The sequence below is a fragment of the Desulforamulus aquiferis genome, assembly GCF_030577015.1.
GTDB lineage: Bacteria > Bacillota > Desulfotomaculia > Desulfotomaculales > Desulfotomaculaceae > Desulfotomaculum > Desulfotomaculum aquiferis.
Window position 1 is genome coordinate 1 of the sequence record NZ_JARPTC010000037.1, and the last position, 16,796, is coordinate 16,796.

At 42.0% G+C, this 16,796-nt stretch carries 23 protein-coding genes; 22 read left to right on the top strand and 1 reads right to left on the bottom strand.

Annotation, left to right across the window (positions count from 1 at the left end):
- The first annotated feature begins 195 nt into the window (after positions 1-195).
- From P6N53_RS17965 to P6N53_RS17975, 3 genes are all read left to right on the top strand, one after another.
- Positions 196-615, top strand: coding sequence for a DarT ssDNA thymidine ADP-ribosyltransferase family protein (locus P6N53_RS17965; protein WP_304545665.1), 420 nt, complete (start codon positions 196-198; stop codon positions 613-615).
- 17 nt (positions 616-632) lie between these two features.
- Positions 633-1,328, top strand: coding sequence for a DarT1-associated NADAR antitoxin family protein (locus P6N53_RS17970; protein ID WP_304545667.1), 696 nt, complete (start codon positions 633-635; stop codon positions 1,326-1,328).
- A 606-nt stretch (positions 1,329-1,934) separates the two neighbouring features.
- Positions 1,935-3,665: an AIPR family protein gene (locus tag P6N53_RS17975; protein ID WP_304545669.1), complete on the top strand. Its 1,731-nt coding sequence runs from the start codon at positions 1,935-1,937 to the stop codon at positions 3,663-3,665.
- Positions 3,666-3,738: 73 nt separating this feature from the next.
- Here the strand turns inward: P6N53_RS17975 and P6N53_RS17980 are convergent, their stop codons facing one another.
- Entirely contained in the window at positions 3,739-4,644 is a 906-nt protein-coding gene (locus tag P6N53_RS17980) for a helix-turn-helix domain-containing protein (protein WP_304545671.1), read from the bottom strand.
- Positions 4,645-4,815: 171 nt separating this feature from the next.
- Here P6N53_RS17980 and P6N53_RS17985 point away from each other — a divergent pair, with 171 nt between their 5' ends.
- The 19 genes from P6N53_RS17985 to P6N53_RS18075 all read left to right on the top strand — a co-directional run bounded on the left by P6N53_RS17985 (position 4,816) and on the right by P6N53_RS18075 (position 16,674).
- Complete coding sequence (locus P6N53_RS17985; RefSeq protein ID WP_304545673.1) at positions 4,816-5,073, top strand: hypothetical protein; 258 nt, start codon at positions 4,816-4,818, stop codon at positions 5,071-5,073.
- Between the two features lie 22 nt (positions 5,074-5,095).
- On the top strand, positions 5,096-5,272 hold the full coding sequence (locus P6N53_RS17990; RefSeq protein ID WP_304545676.1) for a hypothetical protein: 177 nt from the start codon (positions 5,096-5,098) through the stop codon (positions 5,270-5,272).
- 9 nt (positions 5,273-5,281) lie between these two features.
- Positions 5,282-5,461, top strand: a complete 180-nt coding sequence (locus P6N53_RS17995) for a hypothetical protein (protein ID WP_304545677.1) — start codon at positions 5,282-5,284, stop codon at positions 5,459-5,461.
- On the top strand, positions 5,448-5,588 hold the full coding sequence (locus P6N53_RS18000; RefSeq protein ID WP_304545679.1) for a hypothetical protein: 141 nt from the start codon (positions 5,448-5,450) through the stop codon (positions 5,586-5,588). The genes P6N53_RS17995 and P6N53_RS18000 overlap by 14 nt, the downstream gene beginning before the upstream one ends.
- 144 nt (positions 5,589-5,732) lie before the next feature.
- Positions 5,733-6,290: a hypothetical protein gene (locus tag P6N53_RS18005; protein WP_304545681.1), complete on the top strand. Its 558-nt coding sequence runs from the start codon at positions 5,733-5,735 to the stop codon at positions 6,288-6,290.
- A 139-nt stretch (positions 6,291-6,429) separates the two neighbouring features.
- Positions 6,430-6,810: a hypothetical protein gene (locus P6N53_RS18010; RefSeq protein WP_304545683.1), complete on the top strand. Its 381-nt coding sequence runs from the start codon at positions 6,430-6,432 to the stop codon at positions 6,808-6,810.
- A complete protein-coding gene (locus P6N53_RS18015) occupies positions 6,803-7,153 on the top strand; it encodes a MerR family transcriptional regulator (protein WP_304545685.1) in 351 nt (116 codons plus the stop codon). The genes P6N53_RS18010 and P6N53_RS18015 overlap by 8 nt, the downstream gene beginning before the upstream one ends.
- 25 nt (positions 7,154-7,178) lie before the next feature.
- On the top strand, positions 7,179-8,174 hold the full coding sequence (locus tag P6N53_RS18020) for a hypothetical protein (RefSeq protein ID WP_304545687.1): 996 nt from the start codon (positions 7,179-7,181) through the stop codon (positions 8,172-8,174).
- Between the two features lie 2 nt (positions 8,175-8,176).
- Positions 8,177-9,343 (top strand): metallophosphoesterase family protein, encoded by a 1,167-nt coding sequence (locus tag P6N53_RS18025; RefSeq protein WP_304545689.1) that lies wholly within the window; start codon positions 8,177-8,179, stop codon positions 9,341-9,343.
- Positions 9,340-11,886 carry an AAA family ATPase gene (locus P6N53_RS18030; RefSeq protein ID WP_304545691.1) on the top strand — a complete coding sequence of 849 codons (2,547 nt, stop codon included), beginning with the start codon at positions 9,340-9,342 and terminating at the stop codon, positions 11,884-11,886. The genes P6N53_RS18025 and P6N53_RS18030 overlap by 4 nt, the downstream gene beginning before the upstream one ends.
- Before the next feature lie 86 nt (positions 11,887-11,972).
- Positions 11,973-12,161 (top strand): hypothetical protein, encoded by a 189-nt coding sequence (locus P6N53_RS18035; RefSeq protein ID WP_304545693.1) that lies wholly within the window; start codon positions 11,973-11,975, stop codon positions 12,159-12,161.
- 165 nt (positions 12,162-12,326) lie between these two features.
- Positions 12,327-12,491: a DUF6906 family protein gene (locus P6N53_RS18040; RefSeq protein ID WP_304545695.1), complete on the top strand. Its 165-nt coding sequence runs from the start codon at positions 12,327-12,329 to the stop codon at positions 12,489-12,491.
- Entirely contained in the window at positions 12,488-13,243 is a 756-nt protein-coding gene (locus P6N53_RS18045; protein ID WP_304545697.1) for an FtsB/FtsL family cell division protein, read from the top strand. The genes P6N53_RS18040 and P6N53_RS18045 overlap by 4 nt, the downstream gene beginning before the upstream one ends.
- Positions 13,236-13,619, top strand: a complete 384-nt coding sequence (locus tag P6N53_RS18050; RefSeq protein ID WP_304545699.1) for a 3D domain-containing protein — start codon at positions 13,236-13,238, stop codon at positions 13,617-13,619. Before P6N53_RS18045 ends, P6N53_RS18050 begins: the two co-directional genes overlap by 8 nt.
- Positions 13,612-13,839 carry a hypothetical protein gene (locus tag P6N53_RS18055; RefSeq protein WP_304545701.1) on the top strand — a complete coding sequence of 76 codons (228 nt, stop codon included), beginning with the start codon at positions 13,612-13,614 and terminating at the stop codon, positions 13,837-13,839. The genes P6N53_RS18050 and P6N53_RS18055 overlap by 8 nt, the downstream gene beginning before the upstream one ends.
- Before the next feature lie 5 nt (positions 13,840-13,844).
- Positions 13,845-14,414, top strand: a complete 570-nt coding sequence (locus P6N53_RS18060) for an MT-A70 family methyltransferase (RefSeq protein WP_304545703.1) — start codon at positions 13,845-13,847, stop codon at positions 14,412-14,414.
- A gap of 677 nt (positions 14,415-15,091) precedes the next feature.
- Complete coding sequence (locus P6N53_RS18065; protein ID WP_304545705.1) at positions 15,092-15,853, top strand: DnaD domain-containing protein; 762 nt, start codon at positions 15,092-15,094, stop codon at positions 15,851-15,853.
- A gap of 339 nt (positions 15,854-16,192) precedes the next feature.
- Positions 16,193-16,426, top strand: coding sequence for a hypothetical protein (locus tag P6N53_RS18070; protein WP_304545707.1), 234 nt, complete (start codon positions 16,193-16,195; stop codon positions 16,424-16,426).
- Positions 16,426-16,674, top strand: coding sequence for a hypothetical protein (locus P6N53_RS18075; protein ID WP_304545708.1), 249 nt, complete (start codon positions 16,426-16,428; stop codon positions 16,672-16,674). The genes P6N53_RS18070 and P6N53_RS18075 overlap by 1 nt, the downstream gene beginning before the upstream one ends.
- Positions 16,675-16,796: the final 122 nt, after the last annotated feature.

Sequence of the window (16,796 nt, forward strand, 5' to 3'; positions counted from 1 at the left end):
GTCGGTAGTTAAATCATTCCGCAGCCCTTAGGGCTGTCAAGGCCGCCGGACCATCATTGTATAACTTAGCCTTTTCTGGCTGTTATGAAATTCAATGAAAAAATGAGATTATGGGAGATGGCTCTAACAATAGGGGGTTAAACCGATAATTGTGAAAATGCTGTTTGTACCACAATTGAATTTCCAAACTATAAAATGTTTTATACATTGAGACGGGACAATCCAGATGTTGACTGGGCTGTGCTGATGCTAAATTCAAAAATAATTTTGGATTTCGATTGTGGCTTTTGTTCTACTAATGCAGGAAGCGCAGAAATGTATGAAACCCCAATAGAAGAACGAAAAGGGGAAAAAGCATTATTAAAACTTTTCGAGGAATTACCTAATGGGCCTACAAGAAAAGAATTAGGTATTGGTGACTGGTACCCAACTAATCCACAGGCGGAGGTATTAGTGTTTGATAGTATTCCGACAACATATATTTTGAAAGTATTTTTTCAAAATGAAAGTTTAAAGAAAAAGCACCAAAGCATTATACCCGAATTTGTTGAGGTTAGTGTTAGTAGTAGGCCATTTAGATATAGAGAAGATTGGTCATACTGGAAGAAAAATTAAACATAGGAGTTGATGAATTGGCTAATAGACCAGTATTTACAATATCAGACACCCCACCATACTATGTAGAAAAGATTATAGAATTTAAGTATTATAGCGGTTTTGCAGAAGTACAAAAACGGAAGTCTATAGAAAGTTTACACCAGGCTTATTTAAAAGATAATCCTAATCAAAAGATTTTAGAGATATCAAGCAAATCACAGGAAGAGTTAGGTGTTAAACTTAGCGCCTTTAATTTAATGATAGAGAATAAAAATGGTAAACGATTTTCAGTTGAATCAGCTTTTCAGGCAAGCAAAGTTTTTGAAAATGGTGGACCCTATAGAGAACTCTTAGATATGACATCAAGAGAGGCAAAAAAATACCCGAAATTAAAGTCTAGTGGAAAGCTAAAATATTTTAATTTTGGTGACAGAATTTTTGATCTAATACCAATAACTTATTTTTATAATTGGCTATATATTAACACTCTTCGTTTATATCCTGATTTAACTAATAAACTTATGGAATTTGATGCATTTACAGATATTGTTTTCAATCCGGATAAATCAATAAATTGTCAAGCTAGGGCAGCTGCGGTATATGTTTCTTTAAGAAAATTAAACTTGCTTGATAAGGCATTACTTGATAAGAATACTTTTTTAGAAAATGTATACGGAAACACAAAAAATTATAAAGTTGATACATTAAAACAACTAAGTATATGGGATTAGTAAAGAGAATGATATGTATTTATTCTAAAGACATATAGTTAGGGAGTGCCCCATTGTCTTCATAAATGCTCAAAATGCGTCAAGAAAAAAACCCTTTCCACAGAATTATTTACACTCCCTCAACAATGCTTTAACCTGCTACGGTTTAATACCCAACTGACTATCATTCTCAAAAACTGGGTCCCATTTATCTCCGTTAATATCCTGGCTGTCAAATAGCTATTATACACCCTTTAACCAGGTGAATCCGTCCGCAAGATGCCAACCAACACACCATCAATGTGCTACTCAGCACTCGGAACATTAGGATTAGCAGCTCTCAGATTAGGAGGCCTCCATAGATAAACTACCCGTTACCTAAATTTCGAGATACACTGGAAAAATTTCAGTGTATTTTTATTTCTTTCGACATAGTTCTCAGACTTTATCGAAGTAAGACTGATAAAATGCTGGTATTAACCATATATAGCATAGCTAGGTCTCGGAACAAAAATAGTTTTACTCTTATACCTATCCAAAAATATTAATTCGTTTTCGTTCATCTGCATCTTAAGTCTAATTTTTATAAAAATGCATTAAAACTAAATATTTGATAGGGGGCAATTTATGCAGTTCATAGAAAAATTTAAAGAGTCAACTTCTCTAATAGAAAAATTTAAGGAGGATGGTGCATATCTTTGTTGGGTTATGGCCCTTTATCTTGAACGAAATGATATTATCGAGTTAGCTACGGATGGATTAACAGATGGAAGTAATGATAAAAAGATTGATTTTATTGATCTTGATATAAGTAATGGGAAAATAATATTAGCACAGGGATATTATTCACAATCAAATAATAAAGATGAAGCCCCTGCCAATAAAGCTTCAGATTTAAATACAGCTGCTGCATGGTTAATATCGGGCAATTTGGCAGACATACCTAATAATTTACGTGATATTATTAAAACCTGTCGTGAAGCAATTGATAACGATGATATTGATTCTATAGAGATTTTATATGTCCATAACTTGCCGGAGTCAGATAATTGTAAAAAAGAATTATTAACAGTTGCGGCACATTTATCTGCATTGTTTGAAAATAAAGGCATAGATATAATAGGTAAAGAATTAGGTATTTCATCAATTGAAGCTCTCTATAGGTCTAAAAAATCTCAGATTGTGATAAAAGATAAAATTGAATTTGATTCAAAACCAGTTTTTAGAGAAACATCTGATGGTTGGAATGCATATCTTTTTTCCGTTTCAGGAGATTGGCTATATAATCTTTATAAAAGATACGGTGAGGATTTATTTTCTGCTAATTATCGAGGATTTTTAGGTAGCGGAAAGAGAAAAAAGATTAATAACGAAATACGTCAAAGCGCTGAGGCTGAACCTAATAATTTTTGGGCTTATAATAATGGAATTACTATTTTAACGTTAGATATAGATAATCAAAATGAGGAAAAAACTACTATTATTGGCGCATCTATTATTAACGGTGCTCAGACTACCGGATCCATTGGCTCTGTAGATGATAATAAACTAGATAATTTGAAAAAAATCAAAATATTGTGCAGAGTAATTAAATGTTCGGACGTTGGCTTAATACCTAAAATTATAAAAACGAATAATACTCAAAATGCAATAACCTCTTGGGATGTTTATAGTAATGATACTATTCAAGTAAGTTTAAAGAAAAAATTTGATTTCTATTGTAAACCATATTCCCTTAAAAGGGGCTTTGATGATGATTATAAATCTGGTTTAGGTATCGTTACGGTTGCTCAACCAACTTTAGCCTTTGAAGGAAACTATGCAGAGGCTAATCGAGGTAAAAATAATATCTTTATTAATAAATATCTGTATAAAGCTGTTTTTGAAAATAAAAAGGCCAGACATTTATTATTAACTTATACTTTATCAAAAGCAGTTGATGAAATTAAATATAATGTTAAACAAACTCCTATCATAAAGCAAAATCCAACAGAAAACGACAAGAAAAAATTAGAGTTGTTTAGAAATTTAAAATTTAAAATGTTTTTTATATCTATCATAGCTGATTGCTTAGAATCAATTATTGATTCTTCTGTAGATAAAAACCATGTGGCAATTTCAAAAGATTATGCAGTTAAACCGATAGAAGAAATTATCAATAATTGGATAGCCCCTGCTAACAGCGTTTTAACTGCTTTGGTAGGTAAGATTAAGGATACAGATATCAATGATTATATAAATAATAAGTATAAATATTACGATCTTTGTAAAGATGTTTCTTCACTGATATCAATGTTAAAGGATACATCCGGCTCAAAAACATTTGCTAGTGTTAAATTAATGATTCGAAATGGATAGATGATATGCATGCGAATAGCATTAACATTAAAAAAACAACACCAGCGCAATAAAAACACCCTCAAGGGTGTTTTCAATTTCCACCTTTCATCACCTGATACATCGTCTCAATCATATTCATAACCTGCTCCGGCTTAATCCCCAATTGACTAGCCTTCTCAAATACTGGTACCCATTTATCCTCACTAACATCTCTCGCTGCAAGGTAACTATTATAAACCCTGTAAGTGGGAGAGTCCTTCCTTAATATCCCAACCAACACCCCACCAATGCGCCAATCACCATCCATAGGTATATCCGGAACACTAGGATTAGCCGCCCTTAGTACCGATGCTTCTTTCCCATTAAAGTAAAACTTCAGTGTAGCCTCGGAATAACCGCCATCTTCACGGAGTCCCACCACAATATCCCCAGAACTAGCAGTACTAGCCTCCCGACAAATCGCATAGTCACCATCTAGCAGCCCAACACCGATCATAGAATCACCGCGGGCCTCCAGTGCAAAGTCTGCCCGGATGTCCGGTGGTATTTCTAATTCACCTTCCCAGTTGTCCTGCGCTAAAATGGGGACACCCATTTTGATTTGGCCGAGGATTGGTATCTTTGTAAACTGAACGGCGGAGGGGTTGTCCAATATGCGTGCAATACCCAGGCGTTGAGCCATGGTAATGGGTTGCCCTGCAGCTAGTAATTGTGTTTCTTTATCTTCAAGAGCATCTACCAAATCTATTTTGCTTGGTTCAGAAACATGACCGGCAGCTTCCATTAGTTCCTCATATGTAATTCCGTATGATTTTTCCGCTAATTTTTGAATCGTGGGCGGCATAGGCGGGTTTTCCACTAACCCCCGTAATAACTTTGATATATAAGTTGCGCTAACACCAGAGTGGAGGGCGTATTGATTAATTGACCTATCTCCGATAGCTTTTGAGAGTAAGTTGGCAAACTTATCTTTATCAAATGAATATGTAGAAACCAATTTATACCCTCCTTTCAAAGTAAGTATACTTTTTGGCATTAACTCCAGGCAATGCAAAAACAACAAGATTTTAACTGTAGTTTATAAAAAAGTGTTGACTGTAGTTTATGATACTGGCATATTTAAACTACAGTTTATATAAACTGTAGTTGATGGTGAGGGGTGAGATTATTGGAGATAATTAAAAGTAAATTTCGTAAGGATATTCTTGAAAAGCGATTTGAAGGTAATTACACAAAATGTGCCCATGCCTTAGAAGTTGAAGTTCCTCAGCTTCATAGGTTCATAAATAACGACAGAAGTAAAGCGGGAGCAAAGCTACTAGGAGGGTTTTATGCATACTGCGAAAAGGAGAATCTTAATTTCCGGGACTATATTTTTTTGCCAACACCATCAACTGCAGTTTACGGGTTGACAGGAACTGAATAATCCGAAGAAAGGAGGCAACCAAATGAAACCCGCAGGCACCAAAAGGCCGCCGAAAGGCGTAGAGTTTCAACAAATCTATGAACCAGACATGTCCCGCATGGTCAAGGCCCTAAGAGCAGTCTTAGAAAGCCGACCCAAACCAAGTGAACCCGACCAAGAAGAAACAAAGCCTGCGGCTGGAGATAAACAAGCAGGGTAGGGAGGTGAAATGATAGTGGAATGTCATGTATTAATCTGCAGCAACACCAAGTGCAAGAAAAACCTGGCACCTCATACGGATAAAGCTTTGCCTAACATATGTTCATGTCGGGTGGCTCACTACAAAGGCCAAGCCATTGACTACTGCACCAAGTTTAGTCCAAAGGAGGTAATCAATGAAAGTGAGTGATGAGGCCATTCGTGAGGCTCTCCGAAAAGAGAGCAAAGTGGACAAGCAATGGGCAGACATTATTAAGGTAGGTTTTGCTTTAATCCTCTGGATGTCGGTTTGCGCTATGGGTTATTTGAGAGGATAGACCCTGACCACCCTGCAGAGTAGTCAGGGCAGGGGATAGAAAGACGGGGGTTTCTTCCTTCCAGTTTATCAGCAAATGGACAGGCCTTACATAACAGTCATGGTCACAATAGGTAGCAGTACATGAAAGGTGGTGTCATTAGAAGTGCCAGTGGATTATAAGTCCTACAGGCCCAAGGAGGTAATAATCGATGCAGCAGCTGCAGTAGCGGGAGTATCTAACAGGCAGTATCTTCGCTACGAGAATGAAGGAGCAGTACCTTCAGACAGCGTGGTGAATAAGTTGGCTAAACTCTTCCAAGCACCTCAGATGTTATTTGAACACTTCGGTTCTCATAACGAAATTGGGTGGAGGTACTACTGCAGGCCGTTAAACCGGATAGACCGTTCAATGCCAGCCGTGTGTTTTAAATCTAGTGAAGAAATTTCCGAAATGGTCACGGCCATCAAGGAAATGTGCAGGATGATGCTTAATAATCGGGACCTTGGTAAGTGGGGGTTAAACGAACAGTTTGACCAGTGCTTCTTAGAACTAATAGATGTGGAGCAGTTACTTTTAGAGGCAAAGATTATATATGCAGAACAGCGGGGCCTGCCGGAGTTAGAGAAGAGATACCGGGAGCATGATGCTAAGTGCTTACAAAACGGCTATCGCATAGAAAAAAGAAGAGCACCCGTAGCCATTGAGGCTGGAGTGCAATGAAAATTCGCTAATTAAATTCTAACACTAAGGTGGTGGACTAGTCAATGAAAGACCAACCACTCAAGGTTATTGAGATTTTGAAAGTAATCTGCCCGGTTTGTAATGGCGAATCGTTTGTAGATTACGAAGACATGAATTGTTGTCACTGCACGGCAGACCTGAACAGCTACACGATGAAGAAACTTCAAGGGCATTATCAGGAAGTTCACGTTTTAATGGATGCTCTTACTGGTCAGGTCAGTGTCAAGGTACCAGCATGAAAGCTGGTGATATAGTAGAGCATTCTTGGCAGCGGTTGGGACCCTGTGAAGTAGTGGCAAAGGGCGAAACTCTTCTTGGGTGGCCAGTTGTATTTATTCGTGATGCTGCCGGGGTGGTACATGAAGTTAATCCAATTTATTTAACTAAAGTTTCCCACTGTACGGACGGTGGGAGGGTGGAAACCTCTGGGACCCATAGCGGAGCAATATCCCCTCCGTTATGGGAAAGCCCAGAGAGAATGGGGGGCAAAAATGATTAACGAATATACACCAATCCTAAATATAGGCATTGTGGCCGAAACCGTGAGAGTTCATCCAGAGACCCTGCGTATATGGGAAAAGAACGGCCTGGTTATACCAAATCGAAGAAATAAGCAGCGACTGTACAGCAACATGGACCTTAAGCGACTGAAGTTTATTCGCATGATGATACAGGGCAAGGGGCTGAATATTGCCGGGATGCAAATGCTGCTTGGGATGTATCCATGTTGGACAACTCCAGGATGTAGTGGCGGTGGGGCAATGGGAAATCCTAATAAGCCATGTTGGATGGCGGCTGGGATGTATTGCATCGGCAGTGATGGACTGAAAGTAGCGAAGTAGGTAGTTGGGAAGGAGTAGATAGGGGATGGCAGGAGAGCTTACAGTAGTGCAACAACAGCCGACCAGTGCACTGGTAAGTTTTGATGGCGGCAGCATTAGAGATATGCAGGCCCGCCTTGATGAAATAGAAGCCAAAATGAAGTTGGCCCAGGAATTTTTCAAGAAGGTTATGGACAAGGATACTGACTATGGCATTATCCCAGGCACCCAGAAACCTTCTTTGCTTCAGCCAGGAGCTGACAAGCTAAATGCCCTTTATGGATTTGCCAAGACCATCGTTTCGAAGGATGAAAACAAAGACTATGTTACTGGACATTATGATGTCAGCGTCAAAGTGAGACTTGTTCATAAAGGGAGCCAGGTTGTTGCAGGTGAGGGCGAAGGATCCGCCAGTACCAGGGAGTCAAAATACCGGTACCGGTGGGTTTATGAAAAAGATATTCCCCGGGGCTTAGATAAAGAGACGCTTTTCTATAAAGAAAAGAATGGCGAATATGGACCATATAAGCACTACCGCATTGAAAACGATGACCTTTTCTCTCAATGGAACACGGTGCTTAAAATGGCCATTAAGAGGGCCTATGTTGGGGCAACTCTGGCCGCGACCGGCTTAAGCGGACTGTTCTCGCAGGCAGAAAATGAACTGGATGCATGGATTGAGGGAGAAGCTGTTGGCGATACTCAACAGGGGCAACAGTCCCAAAGACAGGGGCAACAACAGACTAGAAATAGGCAGCGAGGGGGCAGTCCTCCAGCTGGGGGAGCAACTGAAAAGCAGATCGGTGCAATTTTCGGTGCTGCAAAGGGCAGAGGCTTATCTACGGATGAAGCTAAAGAAATGGTAATTAATAAAACTGGCAAAGAAACAAATCAACTTACTAAGCAGGAAGCCAGTAGCCTAATTGGGTGGCTCCAAAGTGCAACTATGGATGAGATAAACACTTTACTTGGCAGTGGCATCGACTCTCCTGGTGGGGACGACATTCCACCTGAACTGTTTTCCGATTTTGGAGGTAGGTAACCATGAAGATTGCTCATGTTGGTGATATCCACTGGGGCCTGAACTACCCAGGCCCCACCCCTGAAGCTCGTTTCCAAGATATCTGCCGGACAATGGACTGGGTAGCTGACCAGATAATCAATGAAGACTGTGACCTGGTACTTGTGGCCGGGGATGCTTTCAAGGATGCTAGGGTGTTTTTGGACCGGGCAAGTGTTGAGATATCAGCGTTTGTTGCATGGCTGCGAAAACTAACGGCGGCAGGTATTGAGGTAATTGTAATTAGCGGGACCCCTTCACACGATGCCATCGCGGCATACAGGCTAATTCAGGAAATGCAGTTACCCAGGGTAACAATATGCACGGAACCAGAGGTTATCCACCATGACTTTGTATCTATTGCCTGCCTGCCCGGCATGAACCGATCGGGAGTGGTCACCCAGGAGGAATTCAAGGGCATGGCGCCTCATGAAATCCATGCAATGATGACTGAGAGAATCACTGCAACTTGCAGGCAGATGTGGGAATCATGCAATAGCCCGGCCATTTTACTGGGGCACTTAACCTATGATATGGCTGATAAGGGTTTTGAAGATGTATTGATGCAACATGAACCGGTTCTCACTCCGGAAGCTATAGAAAGTTTTGACCTGGTAGCCCTAGGCCATATCCACAGGCCACAGCAGAACGGAAATGTATTTTACTGTGGAAGTCCGGAGCGATTGAGCTTTAATGACGAAGGAATTGACTCTGGGTTTTGGATTCATAAGTGGGATGAGGAGGTATTTATTTCTGAGTTTATTGATACACCGGCTCGGAGATTTAGAACTATTACCTGGGACGAACTTTTGGTTAGAAACTTTATGAAAGATACGGAATTTATTTCAAGTTTCTACGAACGGTTTGATGGGCAAATTATTCGATTGCACTACAGCTGCCCGGATGAGCTAAATAAACAACTTGACCGAAAACGCATTGAAAAAGCCCTTTATGATGCCGGTGCCTTCTTTGTGTCAGAAATCAAGGCCGACATTCACCGCCAGGATAGGGCGCGGGACCAGGAAGTTACCGAGTCTCTTGGTCCAATAGAAGCCCTAGCCAAATGGGCAGAGCAGCAAGGCATTAGCCAAGAGGAGGTAATCGAACTGCAAAGCATGGCTGCAGGTCTACTTGAGGAGGTGGCGGTATGATCCCGTTAAGGATTCAGGTGGCTAACTTTGGTGCAATACCTTATTCAGATATTGACCTTCGAAATGTTACCTTAGCCGCGATTATAGGTGTTAATGGGGCCGGAAAGAGTACAGCATTTACTACAGCTCCAAGGTTTGCGCTCTTTGGTGGTACCAAGAATGGTGTTAGTGCTGATGAAATGGTTCGAAAAGGCACCCAGGAAATGGCTGTCACATTTGAGTTTGAACACCGGGAAGAAACCTACCGAACCACCCGGACCCGGAGCATCAAGGGTAAGGGCAAAACCACCTTGGAGTTGCAGAAGTTTATAGGTACTGATTGGATAAGCCTGAGTGGCACCACGATTCGCGAGACGGAAGAAAAGATTCGAGAACTATTGAGCTTAGATGATGAAATTTTCACAGCCAGCAGTATGATTCTGCAGGGCAAGGCCAATGAATTTACATCAAAACCCGCAGGGCAGCGGAAGGGAATCCTGCAGCAGATACTTGGGCTTGGAATATACGATAGGTTACTGGAGAAGGCCCGGGAGAAAGAACGGGCAACCGGCGCGGAGCTGGATGCTTTAAAACGGAAGCTGACAGAGTTGGAAGAACAGCTACAAGCAAAGTCTAGCATAAATGACCAACTTGTACTGGCAAATCAAAATATCACTGAGATTACAGATGATATAGAGGCTAAAGAAGTAGCACTGAAAGACGCTGAGGAACTGGTCAGAAACCTAACAGTAAGGGCCGAGAAGGCGGAAGAATTAAGAAAACTAATTAGCGCCCTGGATGGCGAAATCGATGGCTGCAATACAGAAAGAACCCGGCACCAAGAGGTCTTTGACCGCACCAGCAATATCCTTGCACGGGAGGCTGATATTTTAGCTAAAGCCAAAGAATATGAGCAGATTAAAGAACAGGTGGCGGCACTTCAGCTAAAGCAACCAAGGCTCGCGGAATGGAAGGCAGAGGAAAACCGGATTAGCTCTGAAATTGGCAGGGCAGATGAGCAGATTAGGAAGCTATCCCCTCAAATTAAGGAGCTTGATACCCTGTTGTCAGATAGAGTGGCAATACAGCAGGCGGCAATGGAGTACCAGGAGACTTCGGCTGAATTAAAAGTAATGGATGACTTAGCCGACAAGTGGTTGTCGCTAAACACCCAGGCATTAGAGGCTGAAAGGAAAGCTGTAAATTGGGGCCGGGGTGCCGAGGCTGACTTAGTAAGACTTAAGTCCACAATAGAAGCGAAGCAAGGTCAGGTAGCTACCCTTGACAAAGTAACCTGCAAAGGGACGGAAATGGCTAACACCTGCCCCCTGCTGGCCGGGGCACGTAGGGCAGCAGAAGAGATTGCCGAGGCGGAGAAAGAACTGTCTCGACTTAATCAGAATGAGAATCCATACGTTGCTGAGTGGCAGGCCCTGCTTAGTAAAAGGGATGGTTTAGAATACGAATCAGCCAAGCACCGTCAGCTTAAGGACCATGTTAATAATTTAAGAACCAAGGCAGATTTGGCTGGACAATTAGAGGCCAAGGCAGAGACTCTTAAAACCCTGAAAGAGCAAAAGGCCCAGGCTGATGAATCAAAATTACAAATAGCAGAAAGATTGGCATCTGTCCAAGAGTGGATTAAGCAGCTGATAAATTCGCTTGCACCCTTGGCAATGCTTGAGGCCAGGCTACCAAAGCTTAAACAATGGGTGGAATACAAAGATAAACTTCCTGAGGCCAAGGCAGCGCAGGCGGCGGCAACTGAACGGATAACCGCACTTAATCAAGAGATTGCCTTAAAAGAGGAAAAGATTCGGATACTAGCTCAGGAACAGTTAGAGCTTTTAAGCGGAGACATCAGTAGTTTTGAGGCAGAAAAGCAAGTAAAGGAAAACCGGGAGCAACTATCAAGTCTACGATCAGAACTTGGTCTGAAGCAGGCATTGAGAGGTAAGCTTGAGGCTCAAATGGAATCCCTTGAACTGGCCGAAAAAGAGCGAAGCAAGATAGCTTCTGAGATGGGTTGGAAGTCGAAAACCCTTTCACGATGGCAAACGCTAGTGAGGGCCTTTGGTCGCGACGGCATTCCTGCCCTTATTATCGAAAATGCGGTACCGGAACTGGAGAGGATTGCTAACGAAATCCTGGGTCAAATGAGTAAGGGTGAGCATTCTCTTAGATTTGAGACTCAAAAGGAGCTTAAATCAAAGTCCGGCGTATCGGAAACCCTAGATATCATTGTTAATGACTGGGCAGGAGAAAGGCCCTATGAAACTTTCTCCGGTGGTGAGCAACTTCGGATTGATTTTGCTATCAGATTTGCACTGGCAGAACTTTTGGCACGAAGGGCTGGAGCTAAGATTGAGTGGCTTACTATAGACGAGGGACTTGGTTCCCAGGATGCAGAACATAGGGGCCTAGTGCTGGAGGCTATTAAGGCAGTATCAGATAGGTTCCGTAAAACCCTAGTTATTACTCACATTGAGGAAGCCCAGGCCATGTTCGAGCAGCGGATTTACTTTGAGCCTCAGGATGATGGGGTGGAGATAAAGGTAGCTTAGAACAAACAAGCCCTGGTGGTTACATAACCGCCGGGGATAAAAATTAACCTATCACACTGGATAGAAATACCAAAGGAAGTGAAAACATGTCAAATGTTGAGCCTTTAGTAAAATGCTTTAGGTGCTGCACTCCTGGCAAGGAAGTGAGCAGGGAAGGGATATTTGCAAATTTTGTTTGTCCTAAGTGCGAGTCAAGGTGGCAGACCATCAGGCCAACCGAGTCGGCAGTTAAGCGGCCTGAGGTTGGCGGAGTACGGAAAGTTTTGGGAATGTAAGGGGTGATACCATGCCAGATAGTATGTTGGTCCTCAAAATTGAGGTTGGGAAAATTCATTTGAATAAGCTTATTGATAGGTACGGGCGTGAAAGCAAGCGAGTGGTTAGATATAGCAGAAGCTGGACAAGCTTATTGTCGAGCTTCAGTCTAGGAGGTTGCCAGTATGAAGCACGGTAAACGCCCTACCCGACGCCAAAAGGTGCTAATGCAAAGGCGTAAGCTCGACCCTAATCTATGGCTAGTTAATAAAGATATGCCGAATGCTTTGCATATAGAGCATCGGATAACCGGGGTCCGGCGAATTATGCCGAAAGGTGGGGTGGCGTGATGGAAAATATTAACCTTAAAGATATTGACCAGCAGATTATTGAGTTAACCCAAAAGTTAGGTCCTCTAGGAACAAAACTTGAATTTATCGAAAGCGAGATTGAAGATCTTGAATCTGATAAAGACTATATTGAATACGAAATCTGCAAAATTGAACGAAGAATTAAACTACTAAAAAGTAAATTATTAGCTTCTAATATAGACAAGTTTACTGGAGATGCTTTTGTCGATGCAATTATTTTGGCAAGCATGTTCTGTAGCCTTGATTATGAGCAAAGATCATTATTTAAACATGTTTATTTATCTGATAGTGAAATTATGGCTACGGATTCATACAGAGGGATTATTATTAACGGTTTAGAGATACCTAAAGAATTACAGGGCAAGTATATCAAATGGGATGTTAGGAGCGATTTTGAGGCCAATACGACAACATTGGAACAAGAATATCCAAAACTAAAAGAACTAATTTGCGACATTATCCAAAAACCAGGGCATGAATTCAATGTATTAACAGGAACGGGATTTTATAGTCAGTTTAACATGCAGGAACGCTCCAAGGATGATTATCGCGAAGTTATTACTTTGGATATGGCTGAAAAGACAGCATTTAATAGGGAATATATTGAAATTGCTTTACTTAGCATGGGGGACAAACCTTTCACTGTCAAATATACCGGCAGGCTAGAACCGATGGTTATGTATAACAACAGTGTTCGGATTGTCGTGTTACCTATGAGGCTAAATGATTAGACTAACCTTGGCCTTGGTTATCATCCTTTGCTGCATCACCTACACCCAGGGCCAACCGATATACATCGAACAGGGGCCACGGCCACCGGTGCGGGAAGTGTCCCAAGGGCAGTCTATGCAAGTCTTTGTCGCGACGGCATATTGCCATACAGGCAATCAGACCAAGACCTGGACATGGCCAGAGGTTGGAAGGACGTTGGCTGTAGACCCATCGGTGATACCCCTTGGAAGCAAGGTGTATATCGAAGGTATCGGCTGGCGAGTGGCCGAGGATACTGGTGGCCTAATCAAAGGGAACATAATTGATCTGTATATGGCGAGTGAGGCGGAGGCCCTGCAATGGGGTCGGCGGGAAGTGAGGGTTTATCTTGAGTGATGTTTTAAACAATATAACGGAAGAAGAAATTGAAGCCCAAGGAGATATAAGAGGGGATATCTGCTGTGATGAATGCGCTTATGACACTGGATATATGAGCCTTAAAAGTGCTGTGTTTAAGGTAAATATGCAGGGTGGTTACTTTGTATATGATGGCGTAGGTGGAGCTATAAGTAAATGTCCTGTTTGTGATCTCGATAAATTAACCGTATGTAGGTAATTGAAATGGATAAATACCAACTTATTTTAGCAGACCCACCCTGGCAATGCAAAGACCAAGGTACCCGCCTTAGCCCCTCTTACAATGGCAAGCAGCGCAAGTCAGGTGTGAGATACGACACCATGACACTGCAGGAAATATGTGAGCTTGGCGAGTGGGTTCGCTGGCTGGCGGCGGATACTGCAATACTTCTAATGTGGAGCATACATGCAATAAAAGAGACTCACCCGTGGCCAGTCATTAAAGCGTGGGGGTTTCGGTACAGCACGGCGATACCCTGGGTTAAGGCCCGGTGGGATGCTAAGAAGCAGAGATTTGTGTATAACATTGGCGGTGGTCACACAGTAAGGTCATGCAGCGAGGAACTGTTAGTGTGTACCAAGGGTAAGGCTGCATCCAAGCTAGTCAAGGACCGTGGGGTACCGGGGGCGATTATAGCCCCTGCATCCAGGGTCCATAGCAGGAAACCAGTGGAGCAGTATTTGATTGCGGAGAGGTTGGTCAAAGGGCCATACCTAGAGCTTTTTGCTAGGGAGCGTAGGCCTGGGTGGGATGCTTATGGGAATGAGTTATAACGGTATATTGATGCGGTCGTTAGCCCTCTTATCAAAGGAAGATAGCAATATATAACCAAAGATAAGTCCACTAAGAGGCTGGATAAAGGAGGAGTAAAAAAGCAGATATGTAAACCTAGGTAGATATAAACTGACCGGAGAGAAATATATTAACGGAGAGATTATAACATAAAAAGCTGGTATCCCAACAGCAAAGAACTTTATCCAGTCGTATTTCCAGTAACCAGGTCTTTTAAATAATGAAATTAGTCGTGGTGCTGCTAACATTAAACCAACAAATAAATGGAAAATGATATTAAAGATGAATGCAGGGTAAGGATTGTAAGTAGATGCGGTGTACTGTTTTAATTCTCTGCTTATAATATCACCTTTAATTAGGACGAAGTACACTAACACCATATATAGAAAATATGAAATAAGTCTTATGTACGGTTTAGACATTCTCATCACCTCTTAACAACTTACTTCGGTTCCGTTTGTAAGATTCCTTTAAATTTCTGGAAAGGCTTACAAATTAAAAATGGGAAGCACTAAGAATATTAGTACTTCCCACCTAGAGGTTGATGACTCGAATGACATCTTTATTTTAACGTCATCCAACTGACAAATCAACCCGGGAAAGTATTCCAGTTAATTAGTTTAAAGTTATTTTGAATCATCACTAAGGAGACTGAGACATGAACTATCTCAAGGAAATCCTAGCCTTTCATACTTGGCTCGAAACAAATCCATTAGACACAACCGAACAGGCTTTATGGTTCCACCTTATGGACATAAATAACAAATGCGGTTGGCTAGAGTGGTTTGCAGTAGCCAATATGACCTTACAGGCGAGGCTTGGGATAGACAGAAAAACTCTGGACCGGAAGCGGTTAAAGCTAATTCAAAAAGGCCGTATTGAGTACGTTAATCAGGGTAAAAGAGAGGCAGGGAAGTATAGGTTAATTTCCTTTCAGGATATTATTACGGGAAATATTCCCCTAGAAACGGTCAAGAGTGTCCCTAATAATGTCCCTAAAGTGTCCCTAGAAATGTCCACATTATATAAACTAAACGAAACTAAACAAATAGATCATGATGATCAGCCGCGCCCAAATTTTGTGACCACCTATGAGCAGGAGTTTGGCAGGCTTATTTCTCCTGGGGACTTGGACAAACTTAAGTCTTTTGTTGATGATGGCATGAGCGATGAAGTTGTTTGTGAGGCAATAAGGAGAACCAGGGCCCAGGGGAAGACCTTTGCTAGGTATGCTGTTTCGATTCTGAATAACTGGCGCGATGCAGGCGTTATCAATATGGCTGGAGTAGCAAGGGTTGATGCGGAGTATGAACAGGCGAAAGGGCAGAAGAGTAGGCAGGTTAGGGCACCAGCTATATTAAACCCTGGCTCAGCTAATGACGAGAAGAAAAAACGATTGATGAGAAGTATGTATTTGTGAGTTAATCCTGGATGTGAAAAACTGCCCGGAGAGGGCAGTTAGCAAAACCTTCTATACCTTAATTGTTCTATGAGGATAAGCTGGATTTTCTTAATAATCATTGCTTCGTCGATATCAGTACATATAAGTAAATTCGTTTCTGTTTCCTCTAGCAAATCTTCCATTTCTTCAGTTGACAAGGTTAGAAGACTACGTTCTAGTTCATCAATTATGGTTAATGGGAAAAGCATATTTTCACATCCTTATAGGCATATAAGGTAAAATATGTAAATTGCAGGCCGGGTGTTACAGAGAAAACCCGATTTATCGAGTTGAGCCCATGAAGAAAGAGGAGGGGTGTTGAGTGGAATTAGCATTTCTCACCGTGGCCTACGTGGTGATATTGATACTCTTATGCTGTGCAAGAAAGGGGCGGAGAAAAACATGACCAACCCATTCAAACTCCCCAACATTGATGTTAAGTGTCAAGAATGCTTCTACTTTCCCCAAAGCTGCATTGGGCTAAGGGTACATACTGCCTCTGGATGTGAAGAGCAGCGGAAGAAGATGCAGGGAAAGAGAGGTGGGAAGTAATGTTCGGATATAGCGGTAATCGAAGGATGGCTGTAGGGCCAAAGGAAATAAAAGAAAAGACACTTTCCCCTGTTCTTAAGTATAAGCTCTCACCGGAGGAGATTATTGCGCGATATGGTCCGCCACAGAAAGGACCAAAGCCTTCGCCACTGGCAGCACTAAATGACCCGGTTATGCAAAGAAAACCACGTCGCAGGGGTAGACCGCCAAAGAATAAGACGGAGGAACCTGGAGGGCGCTTGTTATGACACGACTCACCCTTAAGGAAGCCCGGGCATTAGGTATAATACAGGCTAAGCCAAAGAAAAAGGTTTCTCCGAAGACAACACTTCCTAGGGTGCAATGGGATGCTAGGACCTTTGCCGGCGGG